The 18559-nt window shown below is 40.5% G+C and carries 17 protein-coding genes; 9 read left to right on the top strand and 8 right to left on the bottom strand.

Features of this window, described 5'->3' with window-relative positions; all coding sequences use genetic code 11:
- Window positions 1-63: 63 nt before the first annotated feature.
- Window positions 64-1179, top strand: coding sequence for a GNAT family N-acetyltransferase (locus tag SYN7509_RS0212820; protein WP_028954291.1), 1116 nt, complete (start codon window positions 64-66; stop codon window positions 1177-1179).
- The gene (locus SYN7509_RS0212815; RefSeq protein WP_009630977.1) at window positions 1169-1669 is read left to right on the top strand and encodes a DUF3850 domain-containing protein; all 501 of its coding nucleotides are present in this window, start codon (window positions 1169-1171) and stop codon (window positions 1667-1669) included. Before SYN7509_RS0212820 ends, SYN7509_RS0212815 begins: the two co-directional genes overlap by 11 nt.
- A gap of 292 nt (window positions 1670-1961) precedes the next feature.
- Here SYN7509_RS0212815 and SYN7509_RS0212810 read toward each other — a convergent pair whose 3' ends face one another.
- Complete coding sequence (locus SYN7509_RS0212810) at window positions 1962-3248, bottom strand: glycosyltransferase family 4 protein (protein WP_009630976.1); 1287 nt, start codon at window positions 3246-3248, stop codon at window positions 1962-1964.
- A 440-nt stretch (window positions 3249-3688) separates the two neighbouring features.
- On the opposite strand from SYN7509_RS0212810, the gene SYN7509_RS0212805 reads away from it, so the two are divergent.
- The gene (locus SYN7509_RS0212805; RefSeq protein WP_009630975.1) at window positions 3689-4084 is read left to right on the top strand and encodes a hypothetical protein; all 396 of its coding nucleotides are present in this window, start codon (window positions 3689-3691) and stop codon (window positions 4082-4084) included.
- Between the two features lie 72 nt (window positions 4085-4156).
- On the opposite strand, the gene SYN7509_RS0212800 is transcribed toward SYN7509_RS0212805, so the two are convergent.
- Window positions 4157-4663: an RNA recognition motif domain-containing protein gene (locus SYN7509_RS0212800; protein WP_009630974.1), complete on the bottom strand. Its 507-nt coding sequence runs from the start codon at window positions 4661-4663 to the stop codon at window positions 4157-4159.
- Between the two features lie 503 nt (window positions 4664-5166).
- Window positions 5167-7371, bottom strand: a complete 2205-nt coding sequence (locus SYN7509_RS0212795; RefSeq protein ID WP_009630973.1) for a M48 family metalloprotease — start codon at window positions 7369-7371, stop codon at window positions 5167-5169.
- 194 nt (window positions 7372-7565) lie between these two features.
- On the opposite strand from SYN7509_RS0212795, the gene SYN7509_RS0212790 reads away from it, so the two are divergent.
- Window positions 7566-8237 carry a DUF3318 domain-containing protein gene (locus tag SYN7509_RS0212790; protein ID WP_227501499.1) on the top strand — a complete coding sequence of 224 codons (672 nt, stop codon included), beginning with the start codon at window positions 7566-7568 and terminating at the stop codon, window positions 8235-8237.
- 14 nt (window positions 8238-8251) lie between these two features.
- Here SYN7509_RS0212790 and SYN7509_RS0212785 read toward each other — a convergent pair whose 3' ends face one another.
- Window positions 8252-9934, bottom strand: coding sequence for a glycosyltransferase family 39 protein (locus SYN7509_RS0212785; protein ID WP_009630971.1), 1683 nt, complete (start codon window positions 9932-9934; stop codon window positions 8252-8254).
- 135 nt (window positions 9935-10069) lie between these two features.
- On the opposite strand from SYN7509_RS0212785, the gene cofH reads away from it, so the two are divergent.
- The 3 genes from cofH to SYN7509_RS0212770 all read left to right on the top strand — a co-directional run bounded on the left by cofH (window position 10070) and on the right by SYN7509_RS0212770 (window position 13557).
- Window positions 10070-11236 (top strand): 7,8-didemethyl-8-hydroxy-5-deazariboflavin synthase subunit CofH, encoded by a 1167-nt coding sequence (cofH, locus tag SYN7509_RS0212780; RefSeq protein WP_432205685.1) that lies wholly within the window; start codon window positions 10070-10072, stop codon window positions 11234-11236.
- Between the two features lie 114 nt (window positions 11237-11350).
- Window positions 11351-11752: a photosystem II protein Psb27 gene (psb27, locus tag SYN7509_RS0212775; protein WP_009630969.1), complete on the top strand. Its 402-nt coding sequence runs from the start codon at window positions 11351-11353 to the stop codon at window positions 11750-11752.
- Window positions 11753-12015: 263 nt separating this feature from the next.
- A complete protein-coding gene (locus SYN7509_RS0212770) occupies window positions 12016-13557 on the top strand; it encodes a family 10 glycosylhydrolase (protein WP_202807230.1) in 1542 nt (513 codons plus the stop codon).
- On the opposite strand, the gene SYN7509_RS0212765 is transcribed toward SYN7509_RS0212770, so the two are convergent.
- Window positions 13554-15131: a response regulator transcription factor gene (locus SYN7509_RS0212765; RefSeq protein WP_009630967.1), complete on the bottom strand. Its 1578-nt coding sequence runs from the start codon at window positions 15129-15131 to the stop codon at window positions 13554-13556. The genes SYN7509_RS0212770 and SYN7509_RS0212765 overlap by 4 nt on opposite strands.
- 254 nt (window positions 15132-15385) lie before the next feature.
- Window positions 15386-15643, bottom strand: coding sequence for a hypothetical protein (locus tag SYN7509_RS0212755; RefSeq protein ID WP_009630965.1), 258 nt, complete (start codon window positions 15641-15643; stop codon window positions 15386-15388).
- A gap of 652 nt (window positions 15644-16295) precedes the next feature.
- Here SYN7509_RS0212755 and SYN7509_RS0212750 point away from each other — a divergent pair.
- Both SYN7509_RS0212750 and SYN7509_RS0212740 read left to right on the top strand, forming a co-directional pair.
- Window positions 16296-16562, top strand: a complete 267-nt coding sequence (locus tag SYN7509_RS0212750; RefSeq protein ID WP_028954288.1) for a hypothetical protein — start codon at window positions 16296-16298, stop codon at window positions 16560-16562.
- Window positions 16563-16841: 279 nt separating this feature from the next.
- Entirely contained in the window at window positions 16842-17054 is a 213-nt protein-coding gene (locus SYN7509_RS0212740) for a DUF2839 domain-containing protein (RefSeq protein WP_009630964.1), read from the top strand.
- 55 nt (window positions 17055-17109) lie between these two features.
- On the opposite strand, the gene cutA is transcribed toward SYN7509_RS0212740, so the two are convergent.
- Both cutA and SYN7509_RS0212730 read right to left on the bottom strand, forming a co-directional pair.
- Complete coding sequence (gene cutA / locus SYN7509_RS0212735; protein WP_009630963.1) at window positions 17110-17466, bottom strand: divalent-cation tolerance protein CutA; 357 nt, start codon at window positions 17464-17466, stop codon at window positions 17110-17112.
- A 23-nt stretch (window positions 17467-17489) separates the two neighbouring features.
- Window positions 17490-18551, bottom strand: a complete 1062-nt coding sequence (locus SYN7509_RS0212730; RefSeq protein ID WP_009630962.1) for a hypothetical protein — start codon at window positions 18549-18551, stop codon at window positions 17490-17492.
- Window positions 18552-18559 lie beyond the last annotated feature (8 nt).

Genomic DNA, 18559 nt, shown 5'->3' with positions numbered 1-18559 from the left:
ACACAAAATATGTGGGAATCTCCGGGGTGTTGAACCCCATCGATTCCCCTCCTATCCCTCCCCGTGCTGAAGCAACGGGGTTTCCCGGAGAATTATGATGACTTTAAACACGAAATCGAGTTGATCAAAGTGATTGATGAGGAATTATCTTTTCTTTATCCGGGATTTCCACAATGGTTATCTAAAACAATTAAGAATCTAGACACTATCTTCAATGTGGCTTATAGAGATGGAAAAGCTATTGGAGTTGCAATTTGGAAGCCTAAAGGAAATAGAATAGCTAAGTTATCAACCCTCTTCGTCACTGAAGATTATCGGCGTAGTGGTATTGGGCGAAACTTAATTTTAACTTGTCTTGAACAGTGGAAAGAAGAGAGAATTAGAAGAGCTTTTGTTACTACAGCAAAAGTTGAGCTAGTTCCATTTTTTGAACGTTATGGCTTTTGGGTCGAAGGTATAGGGCGTGAAATATATGAACGAAAAGATAATCAACCAGAGTGGTTTTTAACAAAATTGCTGTTTTACAACTTAGAAGAAAGTAGCTTAGATGAAGTAACTAAAGCCAAAATTCTATTCCCGTCAATAATACAATCTTCTTACAATCTTTTAGGCAGAAAAGAGGTTAAGCAGATTGAATTTAGCGAAGCAGTAGTTAAGTTAAAGGCTGCGGATGAAACTCTAATTAACCAATGTTCTCTCGATTCTTGGCTTAATTTGACTTATCCAGCAGAGTCTATCTTTACGTCTCAAACAGCCTACGTTATACCAATTCGTCCTCAATTTCTGATTCAGATATTTCAAGCAGGTAAAACAGTTTATTACGGCCAATGTAGCTGTACTCAAGACGATATGAGAGGATCGTTAGTGATGTTTTATGCCAGCAGACCTGTCTCTGGAGTAGTAGCTATTGCTAGAATTGTCGCTCGATACATGGGGATTCCTACTCAACTTTACAGCGATTTAGGCATGAAAGGCATTCTTGATTTGCAAGAAATTGGCATTGAAGGACAACGGAAACAAGCTATTGAATTTGATCGCCTTATGCCCTTGCGTCAGGTGATTCGTCTAAAGGATTTACTCAGCAATAGTATTCTGAAGGGAACGCCACAAAAAATGCACAGTCTTCCTCTATATCGGTATAAAAAAGCTGTTGAGATTGGAGGGATTTATGCAGGCTAAGTACATCAAAGCTCTAAGTATTAAACGTATTTACGCAGAACGTATTGTTTCTGGCGTAAAAAATATAGAGTTACGAAAGCGTCCAATTGGGATGGAATTAGGCGATCTGATTCTTCTCTATGAAACTGCTCCTGATTCTATTATTAAAGGTGGATTTATAGCAGATAAAACAGTATCCTTGCCTGTTGCCAAAATGTGGGTTCAATATAATTCTGTGATGGGCGTAGAAAAAGAGTTTTACGATAGTTATTTTGATAACTGCGAAGTTGCTTACGGAACCTTAGTTTATCAAAGCTTTTGTTTTAGTGGTTTGTCTTTGGCTCAAATACATAAACTCTGCCCTGGTTTTGTACCACCACAAGCTACAATCAATTGGCGTAAAAACTGGCACATTCAATCCGAGTGGGTAGAAGCGTTAAATAGAGGAAGATACGAACTGATGCAAGAAGGGCTTTTGAGTGAACAACTTAACCTCCTTGCATATCAATAAAGTGTCGGCGTTGAAAACATTAATTGTTAAGACATGAGCATTCGTACATTGGGGTTAGGTGTAGATTGATTCCTAAATAATTCTCTTTACTCTAATTGCTATATGAGCGATATTGTACATCTGCAACGGGCGATCGCATTTGCTGCTACTGTACCCGGAAACCGCGATCGCTTTTGATAATATTGGTAGTCACGAAGGCAATAATAAACCTCTAATGCCCGAATAATGGAAGCTTTAGAGGTTTGTGAAAATTACTGTAGTAATTTTCACTTGGGTTTGCCAAACTAGATAACTAAGCACTAACAGCTTCTTTTTGCTTTACAGGGATAAGCTGGGTTTTTGGCTGCATTAGATCAGTATATAAATCGCCCAATTGAGCGGCTACACCTTCCCAGCTAAATAGTTTTTCTACACGTTTTCTCGCTGCAACGCCCATTTCTTCACGTTCTTCTGGAGATAACGACAGAATACGATCTATTGCTTGGGAGAAAGCCGCATCATCTTTTGCTGGTGCTAGTAAGCCTGTTTCTTCGGGAACTACTGTAAACTGCAATCCACCTACATCACTAGCAATTACTGGGGTTGCACTCGCCATTGCTTCAATAGCTACCAATCCAAAAGGTTCGTAATGACTGGGAACAACGCATACATCCGCCGCCGCATAATAAGTATGCAATGTCTCGTCACCCAAACGACCAGGGAAAATAGTAATGTCTGTTAGTCCTAGTTCAGCTACAATACTCTCAATGCGATCGCGTTCCATCCCGTCGCTTTGTCCCGGACGTGAACCACCGCCAATAATTAATTTTATATCTTTTTTGCCCCGTAGTTTCGATTGACCTACGGCTCTAACAAGTGTTTCAATCCCTTTACGCGGATCGAATCTACCTACGTATAGAATTACCGCCGATTCGGTATCTATACCTAATTCTTGTCTTGCTTGCGCTCTAGTTATCGAGCCAAAACGATGTATATCTGTACCGCAAGGAATGATATCAATATTCCCTTGTTTCGATACCAACTGTCGCATATGAACTTTTTCTTGGGGACTTGTGGCTACAATGCTTTCGGCAGTTTCTAATACTGCTTTTTCCACATCCAAGCGCGTCTTAGCGATTAAAGGGATTGTCGAAACTGATTTGTATTTAACGTAACCCAAGGAGTGATAAGTGTGAACTTGCTTGCTACCTTGGATTTTCTTTAACTGCATTCCTACCCAAGCAGAGATCCAATAATTGGTATGAACTAAAGCATACTTAATGCCGTTATCTTTTTGAAACTTTAATATTTGTTGGACAAATTCGGCGGCGTAGGGAAATATATTATCTCTTGGTACAAATTCTTCTGGCCCAGCTACTAAACGAATTGTTCTACAATTAGGAGAGTGCTGAACTATCGCGGCTTGCTCGGCGTTGGCTTTGCGGGTAAACATATCTACTTGCCATCCAAGGAGAGCTAAAGCTTCGCCTACTTGACGCACGTAAACATTTTGTCCACCAGCTTCTTCTTTCCCAATTTCAATTGCAGGATCGCCGTGAACTGAAATTAAGGCAATATGCTTTCGATTAGAGATACTCATAGCTGATAATTACCGGATTTTAACTAAGTTTTGGATAGAGTCGCTCTGGGCGATTTCCTATGGTGAGAGCGGAATATTTTTTATTCTTATTGTTTAATATAATTTTGTCTTATGTTCTGGGCATCCACTGCGGGAAATATTTTTGTTAGCTCTCTATGTCCGTCTTGGGATTTTTTTCTAGGGCTAGAGTGCATTTATAAAGTTTTGTCAATCCCCCAATACTCATACATTTAGAGTATTTTAAGTTTATTTATCGCAATTATTGGTATAAACTTTTATACATTGATTATAAAGTAACACAAGGATAATTATTTACATTCTATCTTATATTGGGTATAAGTAAAATTAATCACAGTATGCTTAATTAGTTAACTTCATCAGTTAATACTAAGTTTAGTAGTAATTAATAAAAAGTTTAATTCAAGTATTACGATACAGCTATGCAATTAGAGTTTGTGCCAATTGAAGATTTTTATTTTGCTTTGACGCTGGCAGTGCGACCATTGGAAGATATTGGTGATGAGGATTTGGTTGAGAAAGTGCGATCGCGTTTAGAGTTTGTTTGTGGAGAACCTTCAACGATTGCCGCAGCTACCCAAAATAATTTTAATTATGTATTTGTTGTTAGTGATGGCGACAACAGCCCCGCACCAAAATTAGTAGTATCGGTAGCCGATTGGCAAAATAAATTAAGACTGAGTAGCGATTATGGCTGGACATTGGACAAAGAGCGCAAACCTATTCGTACCGAACTATTTAGCCAACGTGCCGATTTTGCTAGTCAATTGCGATCGCATTTAGGATCTTGGCTACAAGTTCCTTTGCCAACTGCTTAATCTAGACTACTGGCAAAATATTTTCTCGAAATAATAGGTAGTGGGCAATAATTACCCATTACCCATTACCCATTACCCATTTGTAGTCTGTGCTGCCAACATTTGTTTGAGTTTTTCTAAATCCGCAGCCCAGCGAGGATCTGGTTGGACTCCTTCACTGCTTTCGCTGGTGCTAGTTGTAGTGCTAGTAGCTGGGCGACGAGATTTTTTATTATTATTATTATTACTACGGCGAGTGGGGGCTGGTTTGTCTACATTGCTATTAGTGGTCGTTGGACTACCCTCATTGTCCACCGAGCGCCCTTCACCTTCTTCTTCTGCACCCTTGGTACGTGGTAAAGCTTTCTCTATTTTTATAGGAGTATCTTTGAATAAATAACCGTTAAATTTTTCAATTATTTTGTCAGCGTGTTCGTCGTCATTAACTGTAACAAAACCAAAACCACGGCATTTGCCTGTTTTACGGTCTTTGATTACTTTTGTAACCACTGAATCGCCTTCCTCTGCAAACACTGCTTGCAGGTCTTGACGTTCTACTTCTTCTTTGGGCAGATTACCAATATATAAACGAACTGACATGAACTATTCCTCTACAAATTGACACAAAAATAACTTGGCATCGAACCATTTAGCATAGATTGGTTGATAATAAATTAAAAATTGACATACGCTGTCATCAACTAATTTTATCTAGCTAATCCTTGCAGTACAGGTACAGTTTGTTAATTCAGCATTTCAATTATTAATCTCCTGAAAAAACTTTGGCTTCACAACTGGTTTTTCTTTTGACGATTGCTCAGTTGATAGCTTCTTTGCCATGAGTAACGCTTCTAATGCTACTTGCCTGTAACGGTGACACTATTTTTTACAATATCACGCCCAGGGATAGTAGGGTAGCTAATTGCTTATAATTCCGCCTTTAGCAATACTTGTGCTTGGCTTTGACTGATTTCATCTTTCTAAATACGGGTATTTTTGAATTTATTAAGTTTAGCAAACGTAAGTAGCCAAATACCTGCGGTTAGTCTGTTTGAGTAATAATTGCTTTATAGCATTTTTAGAAAAACTGAAATGATATATTTTTATCTACCCAAAACAATTATGGAAGTGCCATATAAAGCGATCGCACTTGCCATAATAGTAGCCCACAGGGGTTGAAAACTATTGCTAAGTTTGCCTGTTTGGGTTTGCAAGGTACTAAGGTCTATCCATATAGTAGCGCCGCGACGAAACCAACCTGTAACTAAAATATGTCTTCCTAGCAAATCCATGGGGTTGAGGGATTGGCGCAAAAAGATATTACCAATAGAACCCAATGGGGACTCATAATGCAGCTTAAATAGACCTTGAGAAGAATTTAACAGTAAATCTTGTCCTAACCAATTAGCTATACCCCGTCGCCCTAGAAGCTTACCTTTTAAGCGATTGGGGTTACTATCGATAGGTAAAGCCGTAGAGCTTGTTAATTGGTCGGCTAAACTTGGAGTAGAGCGAAGCGTCGTCCGGGTAATATCTGGAAACAAAAAATTTATCCGCAAAAATAGACTGATGCTTAAAGCAATCGGAATAAAAGCTTTAATTAGCAACCAGTCGCCATACATCCAAGCAAGCTGAGGAATCCAGATTATATGCGTAACTGCCCCAATTAGCCAAGATATTGCTCCAATTAGCAATCCAAAAAGCAACCCAAAAACAGCAGTAAATTGTAATAAGGTACGGTAATTAAACAGGGGTTTTAATTGCAGTCGTAAGCTTGACAAAGTTAGCTCTAATTTGGAGTTAGGAGCTAAATTTAGTTCTGGATCTAGATGCCAATATTGAGCAAAAGCATTTAGACGTTGAAGGCGATCGCCAATTAAAGGATGAGTATTATTGATAGTGAGTAAGTAACGATAGGGATTAAAACAATCCCAAGCTAGAATCGGCTCAATTTTTGGGTAGAGGCTACCCAAAGTAATAGCTTGGTAAAAACTTATAGGCATAAATAAATTGAGACTTTCCAGCAACCAGCTAGTACATTCTTGTTGCTGTACATCAGTGGTAATCCCGATCGCGATTTTAATTAAAGCGCGAGTTAAGCCGTTGGGATTGCCTGTAAGACTAGCCGTAAAACGATCGCTATAATATATCCGTAATTGAGACAACCACAAAGCCGGAATCGATAGCAGCCACCATAAACCATAAGCAGTGCTAGAAATTATCACCGCCGCAATTTTAATGTTTGCATTTTTTTGGCGATCGCCCCAAGTTGCTACATAACGATAGACAGCGTAAACTCCTTGAGTTAGCACTATAAATAAGGACATAAGGGCAAAATCCCAACTAGCAATATGTCCAAGTTGCAAAGCATAAATACTAGCAATTTCATCCGCCGCCAATTGTGTCAGCAACCCTCGACTAACGACAATTCGAGCCGTGCGCCGGAGATTGCCATAGCTGAAGGCTACGGGCGCGGCAGTAGACAAAATAACTAATTGAGGCAAAAGCCAGCCTTGTTGACGGCAATGGCGTTGTAATAATCGCTCTGATTCGGGGCTATATTCGGCAAGCTGAGTTATAGATAAAGGTTGGATTTGATAACTTAGTTGCAAAAGCCTGTCTAGCAACCAAGGACAGAAAACTATTAGTAATAAAAGCAAGATACGCAGTAAGTTTGATGGATCGTGATAAAAAGGTTGAAATGGCTCTAAATAAGGTAATTTAACCAGCAGATCGTTAATAAAGCTCATGACAAATATTGTCACTTCGCGCAGCAGCCAAAAAAGCGCGATCGCACTTCCCGCCATTAACAGCCACAAAGGCACAAAATTCACTGCTTTTAAAGGTTGCCACCGTTGCGCCCTAGGTGCGTGTCGCCACTCAAAAGGTGACACAACTAATAAATTTTCTTCTTTGTCTGCTAGGGGCGGCAAAAGCGCGGGTACAGCCTCAACTTTTACTACTATTGCCTCTTGCTTAGTAACTTGCTCTATATCCTCGACAAAGGCTATAAATCCGGTTGCGTCGATAGGTAATGTATTTACAAGTTGAGGATAATTACTGATAGCCCATGTTCTCACGTCAGGATCGCTACTTTGACTAAGAGTTTGTAATAGGGAAATCGCTTGATTATTTTCTCCCTTGCTTAGGTAAGCTGTGACTAAACCTTTTTGTGCTTGCACCTTGGTAGCCGTTGGCTGGGAGGAATTTTTACAGACAACTTTTAATATAGCGATCGCCCTATTAAAATTACCTTGTTCTAATGCCGTCAAACCAGCTTCAAGCGACGATTCAGGAACAGCAGCCATAAAATATTCTCCGGCTCATAGTTTACTAAGAGCATTTTTCAATTTTTAGTCTAACAATCGGGATCGAAAGACAGGAAAACCCATGCAAATATTAACCTGTTGCCTCAATTACCCAAATTTAGTAATGAATGACCACTCTGTTTTTGACTTTTGCCAGTATTTGCTCATCAAGCAGAGCCTTAAAAGGGTGTAGGGTGTTAAATAAGGGATATTACTTAGTTGGCGATCGCACAAAAACTATTTTTATGGAGCAAAACGCTGAAATTCGCCGCCTGTTAGATTTAATGCCAGCCTCTGGGCGAATGATGACGAAAATTGTTAGTAAACCAGAGCAAAGACAAATAATTAATAGTCCTTTGCCCCTTCCTTGGCAGCAACAACGGCAAGTATATATTAATTTTGATTTGTGGCGGCGTTTATCTAAACCGCAGCGAGACTTATTACTGTTAACCAATATTAGTTGGCTAACAGGGATTAAATGGTTTAAACCAGATATCTCCCAAGGCGTAGTATTAGCTGGGCTACTGGGAGCGGCGGTGGAGTTAGTGCAAAGCGATCCGGTGGGTGTAGTTATTGGTGCAGGATTGAGTGCTTTTGCCTCGGCTCAGATTTGGCGTAATAGTCGCAGTTCTAAAGTAGAGTTAGAAGCAGACGAAGCAGCGATCAAAGTAGCCCAAAGACGCGGTTATTCCGAAGCAGAAGCGGCACAATATTTATTATCAGCAATTGAAGCAGTAGCGCAAATTGAAAAGCGTTCAAGCTTAAACTTTGTAGATTTAATTCGCTGCCAAAATCTCCGAGCAATTTCTGGTTTATCTCCTGTAAGCGTACCCACTTCAGAAAGAACAGATTTTTTACAAAAATAAAATAATTTTCCCCATTACCAATTACTGACTACCCTATCTTGACAATGATAAAGTTGATAATTATAACCGTCTACCGGAACTTTTAAGTCTTGCAAAGCACACCTATCGAGCTTTACAGGAGCATAAAAATTAACTAACCATAAGTCAAAGGGTAAAAGTTTTTTACTTACAGTGTTTTGCAAAACGGCGGTTGAAGTAGCAGGATCTTGAGTTTGATGGGCTAAAAGAAACTCAGGATTATTAGGCATTTTAGCAAGTTTAAACTCTCTCGCAATTCCCATCATTTCGCCAGTTTGGACGTGAGTTTTATGTGTTGTGGCAACCAAAACCGGGATAGAAGGATTTGTTTTTTGTACCAACTGCAAAAACAAGTCTGGACGATAATACTTTTGATACCCTAGGTTATTAATAACGGCGATCGCACTTATAAATCCCATTAACCAAATTAAGGCTACAGCAGTTTTCCCCGATGACCAATTATTTGTTGGCAGTTTAGTTGCCGAATTTTTCCAGTAGGTAGCCAAACTTGCCGCCACTAAGATTATTACGGCGGGAAAATAAACGAAGTTATAACGAGCGCCACGAGTAAGATCGATACCTAAAATATAGGTGAAAAAGAAAAATATGGCGATCGCACTGCCGACAATTGCCATAAATGTCTGAGTAATTAAACGAGTTTTTGGTTGCCGTAAATTAGTTACTAAGCCATGCTTGAGTAAAGGCGTAGCCCAAACAAAAAAACTAATCATCACTAAACCGGAAGCAATAATTACTGGTAACGCTGAAGCCTCAACAGGTAGCAACGACAACATCGTAATCCAGGCAGCTAATGCTTGAAAAATAGGATTTAATAGCGCCAAAATACTCGATTTATCGCCATTTTCAATCCATTCTGTCAACTTGCTATTATTTTGTAAAAATATTGGCAACCAAACTATTCCCCCGATAGCCGTACCTAGCGCCACAGCGTAAATTTGTCCCCAGGGAGCAGTAAAAGCTTTTTTCCTCTGGCGATATTGCCAAAAAAGCAATATCACAGCTTCCACCGCTAAAGTTAAAACAAAAAAGTAATGGGTAGCAATACCTAAAGTATTGACTACTATCCAGCTTATAACGATTAAGATAGGTAGTTTTGTGCGCTCTTGAATATGCTTTGTAGCAGCTACCAAGCAACCAAAAGAAGCAATTACCCACAAAATGGCAAGGGTATAATGACGGGCTTCTTGAGCTAAAAAAATGCCATAAGGAGAAACCGCCATCATCGCCGCCGCCAGCAATCCAACCAACGAGGAGCGAAAAGCAAAAGCGCTGAGAAAATAAATAGCGGGAATAGACAACGCGCCAAATATAGCGCTCAGACTTCTGGCTACCCATAAAGAGACTAATCCGCTATCTGTAGACCATAATTGCATCCACCAATGAGCCAGCATAAAGTAAAGCGGTGGATGGTTGCTTTCAGTCAGTAAGTTATGAATAACTTGAGCTACACCAGCATTAGGATTTATTTGTAATGGTTGCAATAGTTGATCGAGAGAAACCACGCTATCTAAAGGCACAGTGCGATAACTATTCCCCAAACTAAACACCAAAGTCGAAAATTCATCAGTCCAAGGTGACTTAGCAGTAAGTTGAGTTAAACGCAAACCTAGGGCTATAGTTGTCCACAGTAGCAGCAGTAAACAAGTTTTAAGTTTCACGCCTCACCATTTTTTCGGTAAATTCTCTAACCTATTTAGTTAGCAATATAGTCTGATTAACTGCGGAAGCATCATGCTAACTTTTACCTTCTGCCAAGAATTCTGACAAAATTAAAGTTATAGCAGAAATTATTTATTGGATGCCTCGTGACGACTAAAACTATTGAGTCAATTCTAGAAAATACCTTGAATGGGTGCGATTTGTCAGCCACTGAAGGAGTAATGTTACTAAAGCAGACCGATCCCAATGTCAAGTCTGCAATCAAACACACCGCCGACCGACTCCGCCAGCGTCAAGCAGGCGATACAGTTACTTATATAATCAACCGCAACATTAACTATACAAATATCTGCGAACAGCATTGTAGTTTCTGCGCCTTTAGGCGTGATGCTAATGCGGAGGGTTCTTACTGGTTGGACTGGGAGCAAATTTTAGCTAAAGCTACCGATGCAGTAGAGCGTAATGCTACAGAAATCTGTATGCAGGGAGGTTTAAACCCCGCCGCTAAAATCAACGGGCTAAGTCTAAATTATTATTTACGTTTAGTTACAACTATCAAAGGCAAATACCCCCAGCTACACCTCCACGCCTTCTCTCCTCAAGAAGTTCAATTTATCGCTAAAGAAGACAACCTTAGTTACGCCTATGTAATTACAGCCTTAAAAGCTGCGGGGGTGGATTCGATGCCCGGTACGGCGGCGGAAGTATTAAACGATGAAGTACGGCGCATTTTATGCCCAGAAAAAACTGATACAGCTACTTGGTTAGAAATTGTTAGTATCGCTCACAAACTAGGTTTACCCACAACTAGCACTATGCTTTCCGGGCATATCGAAACCCCAGAGCAACAAATAGAGCATTTAGATAAATTACGAACTCTGCAACAAACCGCTTTAGAAAAAGCCTACCCTGCAACTATTAGTGAATTTATTTTATTGCCCTTTGTTGGTCAAGAAGCTCCTAAGCCATTACGCAAACGAGTAGGACGCGACCAACCAGTATTAGAAGATGCCTTACTCCTTACCGCCGTAGCGCGAATTATGTTAGGTAATTGGATTCCCAACCATCAACCAAGCTGGGTCAAATTAGGGCTAACCGGAGCAACAGAAGCGCTTAACTGGGGTTGTAACGATATTGGCGGCACATTGATGGAAGAACACATTACAACCATGGCTGGCGCTTTGGGGGGTACGTGCATGGAAGTAGAAACTCTCCAAAAGGCAATTTCTTCGTTAAACAATCGCCCTTATCAGCAAAGAGATACTCTGTACCACCCGATTGCAACTAACAAGGCATTGTAAGAGTTGCTTGGTTTCGGCGCTTAACTACCGACGGCGTTGCACCAAAGGCGATCGCCTTTGCACCAATCACTGATAGGATAGACGTTAATTTAATGTCTACTTACTTAAAAACTTATGAAGCGCTACTGGTCGCGTCTAATTGCCTTGGTTTTGGTTGCCGTCATTGGCTTAATGGGCTGTTCTAATAATGGCTCTAATTCCCTAAGTGGAGATTATCGTCAAGACACTTTAAGCGTAGTCAATACTTTAAGAACTGCTTTAGATTTGCCGGAAGATGACCCCGAAAAAGCCCAGTCTCAAGCCGTAGCCAGAGAAAAAATTAATGAATTTTCTGCTCGTTACCAAAGAGATACATCGATTACAGTTCTTAACTCTTTTACTACTATGCGGACAGCATTAAACTCTTTAGCTGGACACTATAGTTCTTATCCCAACCGCCCTGTACCGCAGAAGCTCAAGCAACGCCTACAACAAGAATTTAAGCAAGTAGAAGCAAGTCTTTCTAGAGGTGGCTAATTTAGCTGCCCAAAATGGGAACTTTATACAAGCTGGAAACAGTCAGTGAAAAGCAGAGGAAAACTTACTAAATGCTTATTACTGGCTGTTTAGAAAATTTTACCTCCTAGCAATTAGTCATTATTCAATGACTATATTGTCATTTTTAGGCAAAGCTTCCAAATAAAGGTAGTTGCACAGTTTAACAAGGGATCTGAGTTTAAAAAGTTAGCTTAATTAGATTAATACCTTTATTTGTGCTTTTGTGCATAACCAAATATCCTGTGAAATTAAAAAAAACTATATTGTCTTGGCGAAAGGCGATCGCCACAAGTATTTCTAGTAGTCTAGTGGCTACAAATATTGGTTTTTACCCAGCCCAAGCTCAAACTGCTGCCTACTGCCAGTTTACAGAATCGGCAAAGCTAGAAAAACAAAATTTATTGCAAGCAACACTAAAAGGCGACACAGAGGCTCAAAATCGCTACCAAGGGTTGTTAAATCAACACTCTAGGCAACTGCAAGAATGTCGCAGTCGGACTTGGCCGCAAGTTCAAGCTATATGGCTAAGGTTATATCCTTGCGATTTGCAAGCAGGCAAACTAGACGAAATTATGGATCGGATTATCAACCTAGGCTATAACCAAGTTTATGTTGAAGTTTTTGCCGATGGGCAAGTATTGCTACCAATGGGATCTAATCGTACCGCTTGGCCATCAGTGGTTCGCGCCCCTGGGAGCGAAAAAGTAGACCTTTTAGCTCAAGCAATCCAAAAAGGTCACGAGCGAGGCTTAAAGGTTTACGCTTGGATGTTTATGATGAATTTTGGCTACTCCTATGGTCAAAGAAGCGATCGCCAATCGGTACTAGCTCGAAACGGCAAAGGGCAAACAAGTTTATATTTTGTCGATAATGAAAGCCAAGTTTTTGTCGATCCTTACAACTTGCAAGCCAAAAGAGACTATTACCAATTGGTAAACGAAATCGCGCGTCGTCGCCCAGATGGAGTGTTATTCGATTACGTCCGTTATCCACGAGGTTTGGGCGCAAATTCTGTGATTACCAAAGTTCAAGACCTCTGGATTTATGGCGACGCGGCCCAACTTGCTTTGTCCAAACGAGCGCTAAATTCTAAAGGACTAGAGCTAATCGGACGCTACGCCAAAAAAGGCTCTATATCAGTCGCTGATGTTGCCGCCGTAGACAAACTGTATCCTCAAGAAAGCGAACCCCTGTGGCAAGGGCGCACGCCACCCGCTCCACCGCCTATCATCGCCTCCCCCAAAGAAGATGTACCGTCAACCCCGACCCCAAAGGCGATCGTTTTACCTAGTGCTGCCCAAAGACAGCCGCGCCTGCAATGGGAATTGTGGCAGTTGAGCGTTGCTCATGCAATTCAAGGTGTTTTGGACTTTTTAGCGGTGGCTGCTTGGCCTGTACAGCGTCAAGGAATCAAAGCTGGGGCTGTATTTTTCCCTGATGCCAATCAAACTGTAGGTCAAGGTTATGACTCGCGCTTGCAACCTTGGCATCGATTTCCTAAGACTTTAGAGTGGCACGCTATGGCTTATGCTAACTGCGGCAACGCAGCGTGTATCGCAGCTTTAGTCCAAAAGGTGACAACCCAAGCTCCCGAAGCCCAAGTCATTCCGGCGATCGCTGGAGTTTGGGGAAAAACCATCTCCAATCGCCCCTCCCTAGAAGCCCAAATGCAAGCAATTCGCACTGTTGCGCCCCAAGTGCGCGGTGTAAGTCACTTTGCTTTTTCCTGGCAAGAACCCCAGCTAGACAGCGAACGAAAGTCTTGCCAAGCAAGGCGAATTTAGAGTGCGAACTCTTGGCGGTTTTCAATAGCACACGACAAGTGTTTAGAGATAATCGCCAGTACGCTTTCAGCTTTTACAGGCTTACTTAGATAGTCAGAGCAACCCACCCCCGTAGCTCGGACGCGATCGATAATATTGCTAGTCAAAATTATAATCGGCGTATTGCTAAAAGTTGGAATTTTGCGTAAACGACCGCAAATCTCATAACCATTAAGATTAGGCATTACCAAATCTAAAAAGATTAAATCTGGTTTGCGGGAAAGGAGCGTTGCTAAGGCTCGAAGTGGGTCATTTATGGATACAAACTGGTAGCCATCTGCCGTTAAAATCTTTTCCATTGTTTGACAAACCAAGCGACTATCATCAATACAAGCAATCAAAGGCTGGTTTGATTGCTGTCCAATAGTGGCAGAATTGGGCGGCACAGTAGTTAAAATAGGCAAGTCGGTAATATCCGTCAATTCTACTACGCCAGACTGAATGTAAGGCAGCAAAGAGGATGTAACTTCGACAACTTGACGCTTCATCTGTAAAGCTAACTCCCGCAAACTACGCTGTCCGTTGAGTAAAACTGTTAGCTGTTGATAGGCAGCTATAGAGACTTTTTGCTGTAATTCTTCTGGTCGTTTGATGATTGGGGCTTGATTGGGAGATATGTCAGCAAACTTAGCGCTTTGCCAGATTTGCCAACTTTGCCTCGCCGCCGCCGTCGCTTGTTCGGCATCAATTAATAGTAATTGAGCGGAGGAATTTTCTTTTGGTTGAATTTGATAGTTTAATTGTTTTGCCTGCATACTATCAAACAGGACTTCCTGAACGATCGCGCGAATTACTTGAGCTACTTGTTCTCTACTAATTTGTTTGCGTTCGAGCCATAAAGTCAATAATGAGTACTCGGTAGGCAAATATGTAGCCGATGGCACATTTTCTTGATAGGAGGTGATGTGCGGACAGTAAGTTGAGATATTTCTTTGCCAACGCCGTAGGGGATGAGTCCCACCTGTTGCATACAAAAGCCGCCCCAAGTAAAGGTAAAATATCCACTCAATATCGCCGTCCCCTTTAACCGTCAACTGTCCGGTAAACTGAGATTGCTTAAGAGCAGCAAATTCATTATCAAAAACCGCCGTGCTGGTATATTTTGGCTTACTGGTTAGGCTTTTACGCAATTCTTCTAGTCTTTTTTCTGCTTGCCTAGCAGTAGCAGCTTTTCGTTCTAACCGCGCAGCGATCGCTCCCAATAATTCAGCGCTAGTAAAGGGCTTAGTTAAATAATCATCTGCTCCTAGTTGCATTCCTTGGCGAAAATCGTCTTTATCGGCTTTGGCAGTGAGAAAAATAAAGGGAATTGTGGCGGTAACGGGTTCTTTGCGGAGTAGCTTGAGGACATCGTAACCATCAAGTTCTGGCATCATGACATCACAAATTATTAAATCGGGTTTGCAATCCCACGCCCAAGTTACGCCTACATGACCATTTTCTGCGCCTACACCATCAAAGCCTTCAGCTTCTAACAAGTCTAAAATATTTTCTCGAACTAACTGCTCATCTTCAATTACTAAAATTTTTGTCATAGATTTATACGGTTTGTCCAAATGGGAGGATAACTGTAAACGTTATTAAATTAAATCAATGTCGCTGCGACTGTACTCTAGTTTTCCCACTTCTATCCAACCAATTAACAATGGATCGTTTAATAATTGCGGCATAGGTTCAACGCTAGATTGAGTTGGTAATAAATGGGGATTTTTTTTCCTCTGTGTCTACTCAAAACCGTTTGTCTCAATCAGTTCTGCCGACCCAGCGATCGCCTGCTGGCAGAATTTTGTCAAGGTGGTTTGCCTGCAAAATCGTTGGCAGTTAGGCGATCGCCTTTGGCAACTAAACTATTGACAATCCCCCACCTATTAATCTGTAGTATCCAGTCGGGTAAGGCATTGAGTGAGGCGCGGTTGGTGGCTAGGGTACGCAGCGATACTGGTGCTTTCCCAGTCCAGCCTTCAGTACGTGTTAAACAAAAACCCCAAGGCTCTAAAATACTTAAATTTCGAGGTATTAACACAGCTTGACGCTGATAATTATTCACATCAATAAAACGACTGGTAAGTCATTTTCCTTGTAGTTAAGTTTTCGTATACTTGATTTTTTAGCGCTATTTCGATGACAAAAACACCGTATAAACACTTAATTATTAACTTTCCAGCTTGTTTTTTTAGGTGCTTTTCCCTAATCTAAATTTAATTTATATGCAAATAGTGAATGCTAGTAAATATTTATTCACAAAAAACCGTATAGACATAAACTCCCATAATTTTACACTATAATCATCAATTTTTGTGCATTCTTTGAAACAAAAGACAGCAATTTATGTCGGCTATTCTAATAATTTGACTGGCGATTAGACATTAGTATCAAAGTTTTTTAACTATCTATTAATTGACGCGGGATATTAATTGATTGAAGCCCACGTTAGGCTTCCTGCACAAATTTGAGCAAGAAACATTGGTTTTTTATAGCTGATAAACCCAAAATTCATGGTCAAGCATTTTGGGTTTAGGTAATTTACGGTGTACGGAAGGAAATTTTTACTCCATCTTTTTAGGTAGAGAAGCTTACCCCCAAGGCTTCTTGTATTCGTCTCAAGACTCCCATTATTTCATTGCTAAAGCCACAATATTGTCTCGGATGACACATTTGATTGTAGATTATCAACAGCATGGAGAACTCAATTAGAGACATTGCAAGCAGCTAACTTGTGCCAACTGCGAAGTTCTATAATTATCAACTTAAATATTGGCACGACTATTAAAGATGCTATTGACAAGTTAGATAGAATGCTAAAAGTTTTAACTATAAACAATATTAAAGATTGCTACATACATTATCATAGAGCGCTGTCGAGGATGATGCTACCCTTTACAAAAGATGTTTTTCAATTTAACTTTACTAAAGCCATAGATAGCATCACAATTTTTGCTAAGTTCATTGGTTTGCCCCTACCATAGAGTTGTTGAACCAAGAAAAAGTTGTACATATTAAATATATTGGTTCTAAAGCTAAAATTATTCTTGGTTCTAAAAACGGTCAATTTTGTTTAATTTTGTGGTGCGCCATAAAACTAGAGGTCATAGTGGTTTTGCGGCGGCAGCAAAGAGCTTGATTTTTCCCTTAGCCTCCAAGTTAGGTAGCTACCTCTATTTTGTTGTCAAGTTAATTTGCAAAATTAGCAATAACTTTACCTGTAGCGCTATCATCAGGCACAGAAGGCGTATTTTATTAGAGTTATGGGCGAATCAAAACGGCGTAAGACTGCACTAAAAGAAAAATACGGGCAAGAAGAAAGATTTTTGCCCTGGTTGCCAATTAGCAAAGGAAAAGCACAACAGTTTGTAGACTGGAGTACTCGTGGTGCTTGGATTGGGATTGGTTTGTTGGTTGTGTGGTGGTTGACAGTATTATTTTTTGGACCAGCTTTAGGCTGGTGGCAAGTCAACTAGGCACGAAAGTCAAAGTAATCTAGACAAGGGAGACGCTATTTTCCCTTGTCTTTTTTTATACTTCTTCAGACTGCTTGACTTGTTTTGAAATCCACTGGAGATAAGATTGAGAGCCTGCAATCAAGGGAAGGGCAATAATTTCTGGCACTTCGTAGGAATGTAGTTCTTGAATTGTATTGATAATTGCGGCAAACATTGCTTGCTTAGTTTTAATTATTAGTTGCCATTCCTGGTCTTGATGTAGTTTGTTCTGCCAGGTGTAAATAGAAGTAATCGGCATTAAACTAACACAAGCTGCTAGTTGAGATTCTACCAAAGCTGTAGCAATTTTCTCTGCTTCAATTTGCGAACTGGCGCTGACTAGGACTACACCATAACTAGCGCTAGAGAGAAGTTGAGGATTATTGTCCATGCAAAACTCACTACCAATATTGCTTAACTAGGATAAAGAGAGTAAACTTGACCGTCTACCAATAGCCTTGTAATCCCTTTTGCTTGGAGGTGGGAACACGCTTTTTGCAGCATTTTACTATCCGGGACTTTAATTACGCGATCGCGTTTAGTAGAAAAGCGACGGGCTACACGATGATTATCAAATATTGGTAAAGTTTTTTGATTAGTCTCTTGAGCCGGGATTTGCCCCAAGTCGGCAAAATCTCTGAGGGGACGAGTAATTAACTCTGACAAGCGATCGATTACTAAATAGCAAGTTTTAGGTAAATTAGCTTCTGATAACGGCAACACTTGAATTAAAACATTACTTGATGAACGCCTTTTGACTATTTTAGTCGGTTCTTCCTCCTCGTCGTCATCGTCATTGTCATCTAAGTAATCTAAATCTTCATCTTCTTCCAAGTCTTCACTATCTTCAGCTTCCTCCAACATATCTTCGCCGAGCATTTCGGCAACGATGGCGCTAGTTTCTTCGTCGCTGGGAAAATTTAAGTTGTTAGTTGTTGGTGACTCCGGTGATAAGGGTATAACTTTGCTAATTGGTAGGAGATTATTAATTTCAGGATTTTGACTAATAATAGTGGATTGGCGATCGCCTTTAACATGACTCTTATCCGCATCGCTTATTGCCGTTGGCGTACTATTTAGTTGCGTGGGAGCATCATCTATAGATACAGGTAAATTGTCCGCACGGCTACTAACACTGCGGCGTTTGATAATTGGCGTAGGGGTAACACTTTTCTCCTCTAGCCGCATAATTGATTTAAGTTCTATTGGCGGTGAGACTAATGCTTCTACAGGATCTACCTCTTTTGAGTTAACCGCTACTTGTGTACCTAAATCGTTTCCCGGTACTCTCGCCGCTCTTTTAGACGCAATTAATACCTCATACTCTTGTTCTGGCAACGTACTTTTCAACATCCGACTAATGGTTGAATTGCTCACCCCGTAACGTTCTGCCAAAGTTGAAGTTGTTTCCCCTGTATGTTTATACAAGTGAATAATGTCATTTTTTATCGATTCAGAAATTTTTTTTCCAGTCATAATTCAAT

Origin of the sequence: Synechocystis sp. PCC 7509 (genome assembly GCF_000332075.2) — a bacterium.
Lineage (GTDB): Bacteria > Cyanobacteriota > Cyanobacteriia > Cyanobacteriales > Chroococcidiopsidaceae > Aliterella.
Note: the sequence above shows the minus strand (reverse complement) of the source record. Positions and strands in the feature narration are given on the sequence as shown.

Excerpts from the sequence above, each read along its gene's own strand:
- SYN7509_RS0212805 (WP_009630975.1), top strand. The coding sequence starts at position 3,689 with ATGCAATTAGAGTTTGTGCCAATTGAAGATTTTTATTTTGCTTTGACG.
- SYN7509_RS0212800 (WP_009630974.1), bottom strand. The coding sequence starts at position 4,663 with ATGTCAGTTCGTTTATATATTGGTAATCTGCCCAAAGAAGAAGTAGAA.
- SYN7509_RS0212815 (WP_009630977.1), top strand. The coding sequence starts at position 1,169 with ATGCAGGCTAAGTACATCAAAGCTCTAAGTATTAAACGTATTTACGCA.
- cutA (WP_009630963.1), bottom strand. The coding sequence starts at position 17,466 with ATGGACAATAATCCTCAACTTCTCTCTAGCGCTAGTTATGGTGTAGTC.
- psb27 (WP_009630969.1), top strand. The coding sequence starts at position 11,351 with ATGAAGCGCTACTGGTCGCGTCTAATTGCCTTGGTTTTGGTTGCCGTC.
- SYN7509_RS0212740 (WP_009630964.1), top strand. The coding sequence starts at position 16,842 with ATGGGCGAATCAAAACGGCGTAAGACTGCACTAAAAGAAAAATACGGG.
- SYN7509_RS0212730 (WP_009630962.1), bottom strand. The coding sequence starts at position 18,551 with ATGACTGGAAAAAAAATTTCTGAATCGATAAAAAATGACATTATTCAC.
- SYN7509_RS0212810 (WP_009630976.1), bottom strand. The coding sequence starts at position 3,248 with ATGAGTATCTCTAATCGAAAGCATATTGCCTTAATTTCAGTTCACGGC.
- SYN7509_RS0212765 (WP_009630967.1), bottom strand. The coding sequence starts at position 15,131 with ATGACAAAAATTTTAGTAATTGAAGATGAGCAGTTAGTTCGAGAAAAT.
- SYN7509_RS0212795 (WP_009630973.1), bottom strand. The coding sequence starts at position 7,371 with ATGGCTGCTGTTCCTGAATCGTCGCTTGAAGCTGGTTTGACGGCATTA.